Below are 15,416 nucleotides of genomic sequence, written 5' to 3'. Positions count from 1 at the left end.
TAACACTGACAATTAATTTTATTGTTTTTCAATATTTTAAAATGAAGCGTGATGTTAGAATCTGAATAATATGCAAAAATTTATTATACTTTCGGCTTTCTGTTAGAATTATCCAAAATTTTAATCATTACGCATCTTCCTGCTCTTAATAACGAAAACTACAAACATGCCAAAATTGTTTGCCCCGATCATATTTTTAATCACAACAATATTAACTATTGTCTTTACCATCCTCTGTTCAGTACCTATGGTCGTGGCTGGCATATTAAAACTGATATTACCGTTTAGAGTAGTCAGTCAGGGCGTTACTGCATTCTGTAACGTTATGATGTGGCTATGGTGCCTATCATTGGCATTCATCCTGAAAGTGACTAACCGTATTAGCTGGGATATACAGGGCGCTGACGAACTGAGCAGAAATAGCTGGTATTTACTGATCAGCAATCATACCAGTTGGAGCGACATCGTTGCCCTTTGCGTAGTGATGCGCAATCGAATTCCTGTGACCAAGTATTTTCTTAAGCAGCAGTTGGCTTGGGTGCCGTTTATCGGTATTGCCTGCTGGGCACTGGATATGCCATTTATGCGTCGCTATTCGCGTAGCTACCTACTAAAGCACCCAGAAAAGCGCGGTAAAGATATCGAAACCACTCGCCGCTCCTGTGAGAAATTCCGCGATCACCCAACAACGATTGTGAATTTTGTTGAAGGTTCACGATTTACCGAGCAAAAAAGAGTACAGAGCAAGTCCCTTTATCAGAATCTGCTACCGCCAAAATCAGCGGGTATTGCCCTCGCCCTGAATGTGCTGGGCTCGCAGTTTGACCGAATTCTCAATGTTACGCTCTATTACCCGGACAATCAGGAAAAGCCGTTTCTCGACTTACTCAGCGGTCAAATGAAACGCATTGTGATACGCATAGAAACGCTGCCGGTTGATAACAGTATCCGCGGGGATTATCTGAATGATAAAGCCTTTAAACGCCAGTTCCAATTGTGGTTACATGATATCTGGCAGCAAAAAGACCAGCAGCTTGAGCGGTTGAAGCAGCAGTTTATTGATAAGCGATAGGCTAGCAAGACTCACAGAGAGGCTGTGCTAATCGGCTAAGTTTAATGACGGCGAACGTTTCGTCCACATTAGTACAGAGAATAAATTAACGCTGGTGCACTCCCGTGCCTTCGCCGCCGAATCCAGCTCGCCCATGGCGACTTCCCACCTTCGCCAATAAGGCTAAACGTACTGCCTTATTAGCGAAGGTGGCTGAATTCAAGCGCTCAATAATAAAAGTGCAAAAGATAAAATCAGACTCACCAATAGCCTAACCATTTCCACCACAGGCCGCCGATAGTGATCCAAATAATCAGGTTAACCACGCTCAGTACAAATCCAGTTTTCCACCATTCCGCCAGCGTTGCATAGCCTGAGCCAAAGATAATCGGCGCGGTGCCGGTGCCATAGTGGGTCAGCGACATCATCAGTGAAGAGGAGAACGCCAGAATCAAGGCCAATAACGCAGGAGGTGCACCTAACGCCAAACCGGCGGCAAAGAAGGCCGCAAACATGGCGGTAATGTGCGCAGTGGTACTGGCAAAGAAGTAATGGGAATAGACATAAACCAGAACCAGCAGAATCGTGCCGCCAATCCAACCGATGCCTAAATGATCAATCGCGCCACCAACGGTCTGAGAAAGCCAGCTAATTAAACCCAGCTTACCAAGGAAAGTCGCCATCATAACCAGTGCGGCAAACCAAACCACCGTATCCCAGGCTCCTTTATTTTTTAATAAGTCGTCCCAGCTTAATACGCCCGTCATTAACAGCACCGATAAGCCAATAAATGCTGCCGTGGTTGGATTAACCGCCCAGCCATCACCTAAGAAGAAAGCGGGAATGCCGGCCCACATCAGCAACAGTAAACCAAATACCGCCAACGTAATTTTCTCTGGCAGGGAAATCGGCCCCAGTTCGCTCAGTTTTTCTCTGGCAAAGCCCGGGGCATTCGGCGTGCTTTTAATTTCCGGTGGATAAAGCCAATAAATGACCAACGGCACCATAATTAGCGAAATAATCGCCGGAACCAGCGCAGCAATGGCCCACATGCCCCAAGTCAGCTCAAAAGTTGAATCGGTGCCTTTCATAATCAGATTGACTATCAGCGGGTTAGGTGCAGTTGCGGTAATAAACATCGCCGAGGTGATAGGGTTAATATTGTAATTAACCAGCGATAAATAACGGCCGATCTTCTCCGTCGAGCCGGGCTCCGGCTTGGAATTAAAACTATCGGCGATAGAACGCATAATCGGATGGATAATGCCGCCGCCGCGCGCGGTGTTACTCGGCGTGACCGGAGCCAAAGTGGTTTCAGCGATAGCCAGCGCATAGGCAATGCCTAAGGTTTTTTTACCAAACAGAGAAATAAAATAGTAACCAATACGCGCACCCAAACCGGTTTTACTCAGGCTTTGCGATACCATGATCGAAATACCGATCAGCCAAATAAGCTGATTGGAAAAACCACTCAATGCATCATTCAGAGCGGCCCCAGGCTTGCCAGGATTCGTAACGCCAGTGACCGCCACCAGCGCAATAGCAACAATTGAGATCGCCCCGATCGGCATAGCTTTGCCAATGATCGCGACAATGGTGCCAACAAACAGCGCTAATAAATGCCATGCATTTGGCGTAACCCCTTCCGGTACTGGAATAACAAACCAGATTAGCAATGTGATGGCAATCGCCATCAGGGAAGGAACAGGTTTCAACGGAGTCATTCTATCCATAACACTTTCCACTCTTCCAAACAAAATCGGTATCCCTGAAACAAGAGAGATAAGCGGAGGCAAAACGTGCCTTTAATCTATTCACCTAGCAAATACAGGCTGCTTTCAAATGGGTAAATCGCCGAACGCCCGGTAAAAACAAACCGAGTACCATACCAATATCCCGTGATATGCCCGATCGAGTCAGCATACTGTTTTTACTAACAGAAAACAGTTCACGTCGTTAAAAACGTGCTGCGGATAACTAAAAAAGACAAAAAAAACAGGCGCCATCTCAGTTAAAGACTGGCGCCTGTTTTTATCACAAAATGACTAACCGTTAAGCAGGGAGATATCCGCTACTTTCAGGAAAAGTTCACGAAGCTCACTCAGCAACGTCAGGCGATTAACCCTCAGTGCATCGTCTTTGTCCATGACCATCACTTTATCAAAGAAGGCATCGACATATTCACGTAGGTCTGCCAGCTCAACTAACGCTTCTTGATAGCGACCTTCCTCAAACAGAGGCTGCAACTTATCGCGCAGAACCGCCACATGAGTGGCCAAATGAATTTCTGCCGGCTCTCTCAATAACGCAACATTGGTTTTCTCATGCGGCTTATCTTCAGACTTAGACAGAATATTCGAGACGCGCTTATTGGCTTCCGCCAATGATGCGGCCGCATCCAGAGAACGGAAATGGGAAACCGCCTTCACGCGAGCATCGAAGTCCGCTGGTTTAGTTGGACGACGCGCCAGCACAGACAGGATAACGTCAATGCTGAAACCAACATCCTGATACCATGCACGGAAACGGCCCAGCATAAACTCAACCACATCATTAACAACGTTGGTATTGGTCAGCTTGTTGCCATACAGGCGAACCGCTTCTTCAGTTAACGTTGCCAGATCTAGCGGCAGATTTTTCTCAACGATAATACGCAGAACGCCTAAGGCAGCACGGCGTAAAGCGAACGGGTCTTTATCCCCTTTCGGATTCTGGCCGATGCCGAAAATACCGGCTAAGGTATCCATCTTATCGGCAATCGCTACCGCACAAGCCACCAGAGAATCAGGCAGATTATCACCGGCAAAGCGCGGCATATACTGCTCGTTCAGCGCAACCGCAACGTCTTCATCTTCGCCGTCGAAACGAGCATAGTGCATCCCCATAACGCCCTGAGTATCAGTGAACTCGAAGACCATATTGGTCATCAGGTCACATTTAGATAACAAGCCCGCACGGGTCGCTTTATTTACATCCGCGCCAATTTGGCCGGCAATCCAACCAGCCAGCGTCTGGATACGATCGGTTTTCTCACGTAGGGAACCCAACTGCTGCTGGAACAGTACGGTTTCCAAACGCGGTAAACGATCTTCTAGTCGCAGTTTACGGTCAGTATTAAAGAAGAATTCGGCATCCGCCAAACGTGGGCGAACCACCTTCTCGTTACCGGAAATAATCTGTTGCGGATCTTTAGATTCAATATTGGTAACAAAGATAAAATTCGGCATCAGGCGACCCTGAGCATCGTACACTGGGAAATACTTCTGATCCCCTTTCATGGTGTGTACCAGTGCTTCTGATGGTACGGCCAGGAATTTTTCTTCAAACTTGGCGGTTAACACCACCGGCCATTCCACCAAAGAGGTCACTTCTTCCAGCAAACTTTCGCTAATGTCAGCAATACCACCCAACTTAGCGGCTGCCGCTTCAGCATCGCGCTTGATCAGTAGTTTACGGGTTTCGTAATCGGCGATAACTTTGCCGCGCTCTTTCAGAATCGTTGGATACAGATCGGCACTATCAATCGTAAATTCCGCTTCGCCCATAAAACGATGGCCGCGGATAGTACGTGCAGACGGGATGCCCAGAATAGTTCCGGCAATCAATTCGCTGCCGTATAACATCGTCACGGTGTGAACCGGGCGGATAAACTGAGTCTCTTTATCACCCCAGCGCATTGGCTTAGGAATCGGTAACTTAGCTAGTGACTGAGCAACCAAATTCGCCAGTAATTCCTGCACCGGCAGGCCTTTAACCTGAGCGCGATATAATAACCACTCGCCTTTATCAGTCACCATGCGCTCAGCCTGATCCACGGTAATACCACAGCCGCGCGCCCAACCTTCAGCCGCTTTACTTGGATTACCCTGCGCATCAAATGCCTGAGCGATAGCCGGCCCGCGTTTTTCAACTTCGCGATCCGGTTGAGAATTACTTAAAGCAAACACTTTTAACGCTAAACGGCGCGGTGCAGCAAACCATTCCACACCACCGTGAGTCAGATTGGCGCTATCCAGTTCCGCTGTAAAGTTTGCAGCAAAAGATTCGGCCAGAGAACGAAGCGCCTTCGGTGGCAGCTCTTCCGTGCCGATTTCCACAAGGAAAGTTTGTTGAGTCATGGCGTTCTCTTAACCTTTTTTCTTATCTGAAGAGTGACACATCGGGAAACCTAAAGCCTCACGAGAAGCATAATACGCTTCGGCTACCGCCTTGGTTAACGTACGAATACGCAGAATATAGCGTTGACGTTCGGTCACGGAGATCGCTTTACGGGCATCCAGCAGGTTAAAGCTGTGCGCCGCTTTCAAAATACGCTCATAAGCCGGTAGCGGCAGCGGCGTTTCCAGAGCCAGTAGCTTCTGGGCTTCTTTTTCATACTGCTCAAAGCAGGTGAACAAGAAGTCGGTATCGGCATATTCAAAGTTATAGGTAGACTGCTCCACCTCATTCTGATGATAAATATCACCGTAAGTCGTTTTACCGAAAGGACCGTCGCTCCAAACTAAATCATAAACGCTATCAACGCCCTGAATATACATGGCCAGACGCTCAAGACCGTAGGTGATCTCGCCGGTTACTGGTTTACATTCCAAACCACCAACCTGTTGGAAATAAGTAAACTGAGTAACTTCCATTCCGTTAAGCCAAACTTCCCAGCCAAGACCCCAGGCACCCAGCGTCGGGTTTTCCCAGTTATCTTCAACAAAACGAATATCATGCACCGTCGGATCCAAACCCAACTCTCTAAGTGAGCCAAGATACAGCTCCTGAATATTGTCTGGAGAGGGCTTGATAATCACCTGAAACTGGTAGTAGTGCTGTAAGCGGTTCGGGTTCTCACCATAGCGGCCATCCGTCGGACGACGTGAAGGCTGTACATATGCGGCCGCAATAGGCTCTGGCCCAAGGGCTCGTAAACAGGTCATTGGGTGTGAGGTACCTGCACCAACTTCCATATCCAATGGTTGGACAATGGTACAGCCCTGACGCGACCAATAATCCTGTAGTGTTAGGATTAATCCCTGAAAGGTTTTATTATCGAACTTCTGCATGTTGGATCCGCGCGCGATATTTAGTGGGTTTAAATAATGTAGCTGATTAGTATACCTATAGACGACTAGATATACAGATCTAATCCATACTGGGCGTAGGATTTTTTAAATTTCAGGGGAAATATATGCAACGTTGCGGCTGGGTAAATCAAGATCCACTCTATATTGATTACCATGATAACGAATGGGGAAAGCCCGTTTACGACAGCCAGAGACTGTTTGAAAAGCTCTGCCTTGAAGGGCAGCAGGCCGGTTTATCATGGATCACCGTCCTGAAAAAACGCGAAACCTATCGCCAATGCTTTTATCATTTTGACCCGGAAAAAGTAGCCGCTATGACCAGTGACGATGTCGATCGCCTGATGCAAAACGCTGGGCTGATTCGCCATCGGGGCAAGCTGGAAGCCATTATCAATAATGCCAAAGCCTATCTAACGATGCAGGCAAACGGCGATGACTTCTCCGCGTTTATCTGGTCTTTCGTCGATCATCAGCCGGTTATCAATCACCTGTCGCTAAAAAAACCGCAGGATTTCCCGACATCAACTCCGGTATCTGACGCCATGGCCAAGTCACTAAAAAAGCGTGGTTTTAAATTCGTCGGTACCACGATTTGCTATGCCTATATGCAATCCATGGGTCTGATTAACGATCATATGATTGAATGCTTCTGCCACCCGGATAATCAAGCATGATTCGCCTTTATCAGCCACAGGATCTCGATGCGTTAATGGCTTTGTGGCTGGCAACCACCATCGAAGCGCACCCGTTTATTGAACCAAGCTACTGGCTGGAAAGCGAGCCGCTGGTTCGCAATGTCTATATTCCCGATGCAACCACCTGGGTTTATAGCCATAACGAAAAAATTAGTGGATTTATCAGCGTCATGGAGCAGCAGTTTATTGGTGCGCTGTTTGTTGATTCAGCTCAACAAGGTCAGGGTATTGGCAAGGCGCTGATTGAGCAGGTTAAGGATGTCTATCCCAAGCTGTTACTGGAGGTATATCAAGAAAATACCTCAGCCCTGCAATTCTATTTAGCCATGGGATTTCAGGTTGTTAGCGAGCAACCGCATCCGGAAACCGGGCAAATCACCTTAATAATGCAGTGGGTAGCCGATCTCTCTGCACTCGCTTATTAATTAGAACAATTTCACCACTCTTTTAACCACAACCTGTCGCAATATACGGTTTTAGCAGCACCACAGGCATAAAATAACGACCAACAATAACCGCTACAGACCTTACCCCTGCTGCTATACTAAAACTCAGGCCATTCCTGAATGATTGCAACATCGCGATGTTCAGCGATGGTAAACAGCAGGTTTATGGTTGTTAAAGAAGTGTCCGGCAAGTGAAAAATTTGCGTAAAGAAACTTCCTTTCTGTCAAAATTGGTCTTTAATCTGCTGTATCAAAAGTTCGATCCAATGAGGTACAGATGATGAAAAAACTTATTGCTGTAGTTGCTATCGTAACCGCTTCAACATTAACACTAGCTGGTTGTGCTAATCCTTATGGCGGTAGTAATACCAATAATAATCAGGCGGCGAATGTCGGTGTGGGAGCAGGCGTAGGTGCTGTAGTCGGCGCTGGCGTTGGCGCACTGTCCTCTTCACACAAAGACTATAAGAAGGGAGCCTTAATTGGTGCTGCCGCAGGTGCTGCGGTTGGTGCTGCTTCCGGAGCCGTTCTGGGTAATCAGTAGCTCAAATCAGTTATTATTTAAGGAACGCGTATGAAAAAGTATATGATCGCCATAGCCGTGGTACTGAGCGGTACTTTGGCAGTATCTGGCTGTACCACCAACCCATATACCGGTGAATCAGAAGCAGGTAAAGCGGGAATCGGAGCAGGCCTTGGCGCTATCGTTGGTGCCGGCGTTGGTGCATTATCATCTTCTAAGAAAGACCGTGGTAAAGGTGCCCTGATTGGTGCCGCTGCTGGCGCCGCATTAGGTGGTGGAGCGGGTTACTATATGGACGTTCAGGAGGCCAAATTACGTGAAAAAATGGCCGGTACTGGCGTTAGCGTTACCCGTAATGGCGATCAGATTATCCTGAATATGCCAAACAACGTGACGTTTGATAGCAGCAGCAGTACGTTAAAACCAGCTGGTGCCAATACGCTGACCGGTGTAGCGATGGTATTGAAAGAGTACTCTAAAACTGCGGTTAACATTGTTGGCCATACCGACAGCACTGGCGCGCGTCAGTTGAACATGAACCTGTCCCAACAGCGTGCTGATAGCGTCGCTAGCGCCTTAATCACTCAGGGCGTTGGTGCTAACCGTATTCGTACTCAAGGCGCTGGTCCAGATCAGCCAATCGCCTCAAATAGTACAGCATCTGGCAAAGCTCAGAACCGTCGTGTGACCATCACATTGAGTCCTCTGTAACGGGTTTGATCGTCAGATAATTAACTGAACGTGGATTATTCAAAGCCAGCGCTATCAACGCGCTGGCTTTTTTCTGCGTAATTTACACGCACCAGCCTGCCAAACGACGCATATTCTTTATCTATCTACTTCAAAACATTCTTTATAAAATCAAGCCCATCAATCGGTTAAAACCGGTCATCATTTATCCATCAGTTATGATACTGTCATATAACTGACTATCCCAACCGCAGAGGAAAGTACATGAAGCCATCAATCGTCGCCTATAAGGCTCTGCCATCAGAACTTCTCGATAAATTGAAAAAACGCTTTACCGTGACCTCATTCGATAACGTTGACGATAACAATCGGGCTGAGTTTATTCAGGCTCTGCAACACGCTGAAGGGATGATTGGTTCCGGCCTTAATGTCGATAGCGCCCTGCTGGACCATGCACCTAAACTGAGAGCTATTTCTACTATTTCCGCAGGCTATGACAATTTTGACGTGAATACGCTGACAGAGCGTAAAATTGTACTCATGCATACGCCAGATGCCCTGACGGATACCGTAGCCGATACGATTATGGCGCTGGTGTTGGCCTCTGCCCGACGCATTGTTAATGTCGCTGAACGGGTAAAAGCGGGAGAGTGGACCACCAGCGTAGATGAAAGTTGGTTTGGCTGTGATGTACACCATAAAACCATGGGGATTATTGGTCTGGGACGGATTGGCAGCGCGCTAGCCCAACGTGCCCATTTTGGTTTTGGTATGAAAATCGTTTATAACACCCGCAGTCGTAATACCGAAGCAGAAGACCGCTTTAATGCTATCCATATGGAGTTGGATAAGCTATTGGCTACCGCCGACTTTGTCTGCCTGATTCTGCCACTCAACGACCAGACTCATCATTTAATTAACGCCGAACGGCTGGCGCTGATGAAACCCTCCGCCTTCTTTATCAATGCCGGTCGCGGTCCGGTGGTTGATGAAACCGCGTTAATTCACGCCCTGAAGAAAGGAAAAATTGCCGGTGCGGGTTTAGATGTATTTGAGAAAGAGCCGATCGCCCCTGACTCACCGCTACTCAGCATGCCAAACGTGGTGGCGGTTCCGCATATTGGCTCCGCGACTTTTGAAGCCCGCTACGCCATGGCTGAAACCGCGGTCAATAATCTGCTCGCCGCAATGAGCGACAGCATTGAAGGCAACTGTGTAAACCCTCAAATTCTGAATTAAATCAATCAGGATCATTGCCGTATTAACATCGATTGCCGGTTAATGCGGCTAGCAGGCAGCAAAAATTAATCTGAACAGCATAATGGAATAATATTTTTCATAAATACATGCTAAATAGAACAATAAATTCTCAATAAACCAATACATATCACTAAAAAAAATGGCAGGTACAGTATATAAACCATATCGAGCCATTTATTCTATCGTTGCACCGACTACCATCTGTCGGTATCGTAATCAGCTATATTTTCCTGACCAATAACTTCAATACCTTGATATGACATTCTCAGCTTTTGGCGACAAATTTGCCCATTTCTCCGGTATCACTCAGTTAATGGGTGATTTAAACGACGGCCTGCGAACTCCCGGCGCAATTATGCTTGGTGGGGGTAATCCAGCAAAAATTCCGGCCATGCAAGACTACTTCACTCGCCTGTGTGCCGATCTGCTGGCAGAGGGGAAGTTAACCGATGCACTGTGTAACTACGATGGCCCGCAGGGAAAAAACACCTTTCTGACGGCGTTGGCTGACATGCTGAGCAAGGAATTTGGTTGGCCGATTGAAGCCAAAAACATTGCCCTGACCAACGGCAGCCAAAGCGCATTTTTCTATCTGTTTAATCTGTTTGCCGGTCGTCAGGCTGATGGTCAGTGCAAAAAAGTACTGTTTCCGTTAACGCCAGAATACATCGGCTATGCTGACGTCGGTATTGAAGACGATCTCTTGGTTTCTTATAAACCGACGATCGAACTGCTGCCGGATGGCATGTTCAAATACCACGTTGATTTCGATCATCTGCATATTGGTGACGATATTGGCGTAATGTGCGTTTCCCGCCCAACCAACCCAACCGGAAATGTGCTCACTGACGAAGAAATCATGCGTCTGGACGCCATTGCCCATCAAAAGGGTATTCCGCTGATTATTGATAACGCCTACGGTGTGCCATTCCCGAGCATTATCTTTAGCGAAGCCACTCCGATTTGGAATTTAAATACCATTCTGTGTATGAGCTTATCCAAGTTAGGATTGCCCGGCTCTCGCTGCGGAATTGTTATCGCTAACGAAGAGACCATTCAGGCTCTCAGCAATATGAACGGGATTATCAGCCTATCCCCAGGCGGCATAGGGCCGGAGCTGGTGCTGGAAATGATTAAACGCGGCGATCTGCTGAAGTTATCTAAGCAGGTTATTCAGCCGTTTTACCAACATCGGGTGGAACAAACCTTAGAGATTATTCGCCGTTATCTACCTGCTGAGCGTTGTTTAATCCACAAACCTGAAGGCGCCATCTTCCTTTGGTTATGGTTTCAAGATCTGCCTATCAGTTGCCAGACGCTATACCAGCGTCTGAAAGCCCGCGGCGTCTTGATGGTGCCCGGTCACTACTTCTTCCCCGGATTGGAACAAGAATGGCCACATACCCAACAGTGTATGCGGATGAACTATGTACCAGAACCAGAACTGATTGAACGCGGTATCGCTATTTTAGCGGAAGAGATCGAGCGCGCTCATCGGGAAGGGTAATGTTCGAGACTTTTCAAATTGAATTCTGTGGATATTACTCGTCCCATCTCTGGGACTCGCCCTGACGGGCCAACTTATCCGGCTGTAGAAACCTAGTACGAATATCATCTAGGTACCCAGCCGGAAGATCATCAGTACTCAGCAACGGAGTGCGTCGGGCCTGGAATGGCTACGGGCACTCCGGCAGCTAAAGCTGCTACGACCCCCACGCCATTCCCTCCCTCCGATTAAATGTCTTTGGTATCCATCAAAAACCAGATAGCTATTATTACTGCTCCAAAGCACCCTGCTTACCAATAGCAATACGCTGAGCCTGTAAAGATTCAGGCACCTGACGCACGATATCAATATGCAACAGCCCCAGTTCAAATTTAGCCTCTGTCACCGACATATGATCGGCTAGGGTAAAGCTTAGTTCAAACGCCTTACAGGCCAAGCCCTGATGCAAATACTGGATCTCTTTCTCAATCTGGGTTGGATTACCGCGTACGGTCAAGCGCTGGCCTTCGGATTCTACTGTCAGGTTATCCTGTTTAAATCCGGCTAATGCTAAGGTAATACGATAATGGTTATCGTCACCTTTCTCTATATTGTACGGAGGGAAACCGGCATCGGCGTTGCCCTGTATGGAACTGGCCAGTTTGTCGAACCCAATCCACTGGCGAAATAGCGGTGATAAATCATAGTTACCCATAAATATAACTCCTTCTTTGAAGCGAGTGATGTCAGCCCCCTTTACGGCGAGCAGGCAGATAGCTGGTATTACGCGGCGTTATCGCCACGGAAAATTATTTAATTTCGATTCGGCGAGGTTTAGAAGCTTCCGGAATAATCCGCACCAGCTCGATATACAGCAACCCATTCTCTAAATGAGCACCTTCGACCTGAATATGTTCAGCCAACTGAAATTTTCGCTCGAAGTTACGTTCAGCGATACCTTGATAGAGATAGGTTTTTGCCTGCTCCTGGGGTTGTTTTGCCCCACGAACAATTAATAGGTTTGGTTGAGCGGTGATGTCGAGCTCACTTTCAGCAAATCCCGCGACAGCAATAGCAATGCGGTAGTGGTGTTCATCCACTAGTTCAACGTTATAAGGAGGATAGCCACCATTACTTTGGCTTTGGCCGGATTCCAGAGTATTCAGCATACGATCAAAACCAATCGCGGAACGATACAGTGGGGATAAATCAAAATTACGCATAACAACGCCTCCTAAATTAATCAGCGAGGAGAATCAAACCGTCTTCCATCAAAGGACAGACTCATGGAATATAACCGCATAACCCTATCGGCGTTATTTTTACCGGTTATAGTAGATAAATGGGGACTTTCCGCCGCCATTCAATGGCTAATTTTTAATTTATGACTAAATTTAACCACAACGATATTTTATTTATCTGTGGTTACTTATTCTCATTTAGGTAGGCGAGTGCTATAACACTTATCAATAAGATATAATCTACCGTCGAAATCACCTGATAGTGTGTTTTGTGGATACCGTACAATGATAATCAGCGTTAAGCGTTCTTTATTGCCTATCTGCACCTGTACTACCATATTTGCACTGACTGGCTGTTCCAGCCTGATGGCGCATGTTGCACCCTATGAAGGCTATTATCCCGGTACATCAAATGATATCGAGATGATTAAAGACAGTGACAATGGTTGGATGATGCGCACCCTACTCATTGTTGATTTACCGTTCTCATCCGTTCTGGATACGGTTTTACTGCCTTATGACTACTATCGTTCTACCGACAGCCGCCCATCACCACGCAAGAAAATTTCCGCATCAGATAAAAGAAAGAAAGCCAAAGGCCAGTTGAAAGGATCGGGTTATTCGAAGGCTAATAAAAAAGCTAACTAATGAATTCAACGTTATAACCGACTAATTATCCATCCCATTATTAAGCTTCTGCCTGAAATTATCCGCGCCTTTTACTCATTCAGCACAACACTCTACATCGGATAAATAAAGAAAAACCCCGGTGGATGAAAAATCACCCGCCGGGGTTTATTAACTCAGTTTCAATCAAATATGATTAAAGCTTCGGAATACGCAGAACCTGTCCCGGATAGATTTTGTCCGGATGGCTTAACATCGGTTTATTGGCTTCAAAAATCTGCATATATTTATTGGCATCACCATACTGAGACTTGGCAATCGCACTCAGAGTATCGCCTTTCTTCACGGTATAGAAATTACCGGCTTCAGACGGCTGAGCTACAGACAAATGGTCTTCTACTTTACCGATAGTGGCAACGTTACCTAACACCACCATCAGCTTTTCTTTCAGTTCCTGATCGGCGGCTTCACCACCAACGATAACTTTGTCATCTTCAACTTTAATATCGACTTTATCCGCACCCGGTAAACCCACCTGCTCCAGATGCTGTTTCAGTTTCGCTGCCTTGTCTTCTGGTTTACCAGAGACACTATCCCACAGCTTTTCACCGGCTTCCTTAACAAAATTGAATAACATTCCCATCATATTCTCCAACAACAATTAAATGGTTTAAAGATCGCTCGGTTACGTCTGTTATCGTTTACATCATCTTGATGTGACAAACATTTTTAAGCACCGTTATAAGTATAGCTGACGATATAACACATCTCTAACTTTGCCCTAATCCAGTTCGGTTTCGGTAACAAATAATTGAATAAAACCATCAACTTCGCGCATATAAGCAATATATTCACCGTTAGGAGAAAACACGACTGCATCCGGAGAAGGGTGGTTTATATTTTTCTCCGTCAAACGCGTCACTACACCGCTGTTAACATCACAAATAGCGATACTGCCATCCATCACAAAAGCCAGACTGCGCCCATCAGGACTCCAACTAAAAGCCGACTCGACGCAATATTCCCCATCAGTAACCTGTTTTAGCTCGCCGCCTTCCGGCGCAACCAGCCACACCTGAACCACATCAAACTCATCTTTCATTAAAAAAGCTATTTTACTGCCGTCTGGTGAACTACGTATCCAATGGCGCGGTGTGGTTGCAATACCGGGATAACGCCGATCTCCGGTATACGTCAGACGACGCTGCCTGACGCCAGCCGGAGGTGCCGGTAAGGTTTGCTCGGTTCCGGTTAGTGGGTACTCACCGGGTTTGGCGTAATCATCAAGAGATTCTGGTAAATCAACGATAAATACTTCAGAAAGCTTACTCCCATCTTCTGCACGAGTATCGCCAATAAAGGCCAACGCCCAGCGCTGGATTGAACCATCGGACTTCACATAGCCTTGAGTACCAACCCAACCTTCCTCATAGGCGCGACTGATTTCATCACTGCCGGTATCCGGTGCCGCAACCGTTGAACTCACCAATACACAAAAATGGCTACCGCTATATTCTTGAGGATGCTGTGCTTCAACGGTGACCGGATGCAGCGGCACCGCCACACCAATATTGCGCCTATCGAACTCAGGCCCCAATTCGTGCATCAAATGGTCGTTATAGGTAAAGCTCAGACGGCTGCCGTCCGGGCTGAAAACATGAACGTGAGAGCCACCGCGTAAGGCTCCCGGCGTAAAAGGCGGGGTAATATCCAGCGCATCCAGAGTAACCGCTCGCTTGCAGTGAGGCTCACTAACAATCACGCCACGGCGATGGTGAAAATCATAGTGCCAGTGTTCATTTGGCTTATCCGGGCTATGAATAAACGCATAGCGTACCGGCTCTACCGGACTGACCGTTGCCACGCCCACATAATTCTGCGGCGCAGCCTGATAAATAATCTCAACTTCACAGGTATCAATATTCACCCGCTCAATCATCTGACCGGTGAACGATGCACCGCTAGGTCGAACATCATAAATCAACCACTGACTGTCCGGCGTCCAAACGTTAACATTGGTTAACTGGTGGTTGCAGGGCGTATAGGTAATTTGTTTTTCTGTCTCGCGCATAATGAGCTCCTACCTGTTCGCCGATATGAATCTTTATGTTGCTAAATAAATACCGTGCTGTCACTGCAAAGTTGTCGATAAATGTAGTTAAGCCACCAATAAAAATCAGGCATCACAGCACAAAAGTAATCGTTACCCTAAACTACTGAATATAAAAAGCTGAAAGCGAAAAGTAACGTACTGATCTTGAATAGATATAGAAGAGAATAGGTGTGATAACAAGGAAGATATGATGAATCGCCTAATATAAATCT

The 15,416-nt window shown here is 46.8% G+C and carries 15 protein-coding genes; 8 read left to right on the top strand and 7 right to left on the bottom strand.

Going from position 1 to position 15,416, the window contains the following annotated elements; genetic code table 11:
* The first annotated feature begins 166 nt into the window (after window positions 1–166).
* Window positions 167–1,072: an acyltransferase gene (locus EL341_RS00220; protein WP_126466726.1), complete on the top strand. Its 906-nt coding sequence runs from the start codon at window positions 167–169 to the stop codon at window positions 1,070–1,072.
* 239 nt (window positions 1,073–1,311) lie between these two features.
* Here EL341_RS00220 and EL341_RS00215 read toward each other — a convergent pair whose 3' ends face one another.
* From EL341_RS00215 to glyQ, 3 genes are all read right to left on the bottom strand, one after another.
* Window positions 1,312–2,784 carry a DASS family sodium-coupled anion symporter gene (locus EL341_RS00215; protein WP_047779513.1) on the bottom strand — a complete coding sequence of 491 codons (1,473 nt, stop codon included), beginning with the start codon at window positions 2,782–2,784 and terminating at the stop codon, window positions 1,312–1,314.
* Window positions 2,785–3,096: 312 nt separating this feature from the next.
* On the bottom strand, window positions 3,097–5,169 hold the full coding sequence (gene glyS / locus EL341_RS00210) for a glycine--tRNA ligase subunit beta (RefSeq protein WP_047779512.1): 2,073 nt from the start codon (window positions 5,167–5,169) through the stop codon (window positions 3,097–3,099).
* A gap of 9 nt (window positions 5,170–5,178) precedes the next feature.
* Complete coding sequence (gene glyQ / locus EL341_RS00205) at window positions 5,179–6,102, bottom strand: glycine--tRNA ligase subunit alpha (RefSeq protein ID WP_047779511.1); 924 nt, start codon at window positions 6,100–6,102, stop codon at window positions 5,179–5,181.
* A gap of 125 nt (window positions 6,103–6,227) precedes the next feature.
* On the opposite strand from glyQ, the gene EL341_RS00200 reads away from it, so the two are divergent.
* The 6 genes from EL341_RS00200 (at window position 6,228) to EL341_RS00175 (ending at window position 11,244) form a co-directional block, all read left to right on the top strand.
* Window positions 6,228–6,797 carry a DNA-3-methyladenine glycosylase I gene (locus EL341_RS00200; protein ID WP_074824760.1) on the top strand — a complete coding sequence of 190 codons (570 nt, stop codon included), beginning with the start codon at window positions 6,228–6,230 and terminating at the stop codon, window positions 6,795–6,797.
* Window positions 6,794–7,243, top strand: coding sequence for an N-acetyltransferase (locus EL341_RS00195; RefSeq protein ID WP_126466724.1), 450 nt, complete (start codon window positions 6,794–6,796; stop codon window positions 7,241–7,243). Before EL341_RS00200 ends, EL341_RS00195 begins: the two co-directional genes overlap by 4 nt.
* Before the next feature lie 298 nt (window positions 7,244–7,541).
* Entirely contained in the window at window positions 7,542–7,808 is a 267-nt protein-coding gene (locus tag EL341_RS00190; RefSeq protein ID WP_053007466.1) for a glycine zipper 2TM domain-containing protein, read from the top strand.
* 30 nt (window positions 7,809–7,838) lie between these two features.
* Complete coding sequence (locus EL341_RS00185; protein ID WP_047779508.1) at window positions 7,839–8,498, top strand: OmpA family lipoprotein; 660 nt, start codon at window positions 7,839–7,841, stop codon at window positions 8,496–8,498.
* 243 nt (window positions 8,499–8,741) lie between these two features.
* Window positions 8,742–9,716: a glyoxylate/hydroxypyruvate reductase GhrB gene (ghrB, locus tag EL341_RS00180; protein ID WP_126466722.1), complete on the top strand. Its 975-nt coding sequence runs from the start codon at window positions 8,742–8,744 to the stop codon at window positions 9,714–9,716.
* Window positions 9,717–9,993: 277 nt separating this feature from the next.
* Window positions 9,994–11,244 carry a valine--pyruvate transaminase gene (locus tag EL341_RS00175; protein ID WP_047779506.1) on the top strand — a complete coding sequence of 417 codons (1,251 nt, stop codon included), beginning with the start codon at window positions 9,994–9,996 and terminating at the stop codon, window positions 11,242–11,244.
* A 268-nt stretch (window positions 11,245–11,512) separates the two neighbouring features.
* Here EL341_RS00175 and ibpB read toward each other — a convergent pair whose 3' ends face one another.
* Complete coding sequence (ibpB, locus tag EL341_RS00170) at window positions 11,513–11,938, bottom strand: small heat shock chaperone IbpB (protein WP_047779505.1); 426 nt, start codon at window positions 11,936–11,938, stop codon at window positions 11,513–11,515.
* A 94-nt stretch (window positions 11,939–12,032) separates the two neighbouring features.
* A complete protein-coding gene (gene ibpA, locus EL341_RS00165; RefSeq protein ID WP_047779504.1) occupies window positions 12,033–12,446 on the bottom strand; it encodes a small heat shock chaperone IbpA in 414 nt (137 codons plus the stop codon).
* Window positions 12,447–12,749: 303 nt separating this feature from the next.
* Here ibpA and EL341_RS00160 point away from each other — a divergent pair, with 303 nt between their 5' ends.
* The gene (locus EL341_RS00160) at window positions 12,750–13,112 is read left to right on the top strand and encodes a YceK/YidQ family lipoprotein (protein WP_074824771.1); all 363 of its coding nucleotides are present in this window, start codon (window positions 12,750–12,752) and stop codon (window positions 13,110–13,112) included.
* A 175-nt stretch (window positions 13,113–13,287) separates the two neighbouring features.
* On the opposite strand, the gene lysM is transcribed toward EL341_RS00160, so the two are convergent.
* Window positions 13,288–13,734: a peptidoglycan-binding protein LysM gene (gene lysM, locus EL341_RS00155; RefSeq protein ID WP_047779502.1), complete on the bottom strand. Its 447-nt coding sequence runs from the start codon at window positions 13,732–13,734 to the stop codon at window positions 13,288–13,290.
* 138 nt (window positions 13,735–13,872) lie between these two features.
* Window positions 13,873–15,162 carry a DUF3748 domain-containing protein gene (locus EL341_RS00150; RefSeq protein ID WP_126466720.1) on the bottom strand — a complete coding sequence of 430 codons (1,290 nt, stop codon included), beginning with the start codon at window positions 15,160–15,162 and terminating at the stop codon, window positions 13,873–13,875.
* Between the last annotated feature and the right edge of the window lie 254 nt (window positions 15,163–15,416).

Source organism: Pragia fontium (genome assembly GCF_900638655.1).
Classification (GTDB): Bacteria; Pseudomonadota; Gammaproteobacteria; order Enterobacterales; family Enterobacteriaceae; genus Pragia; species Pragia fontium.
The sequence above is the reverse complement of the archived record's forward strand: the minus strand, read 5'-3'. Positions and strand labels throughout refer to the sequence as shown.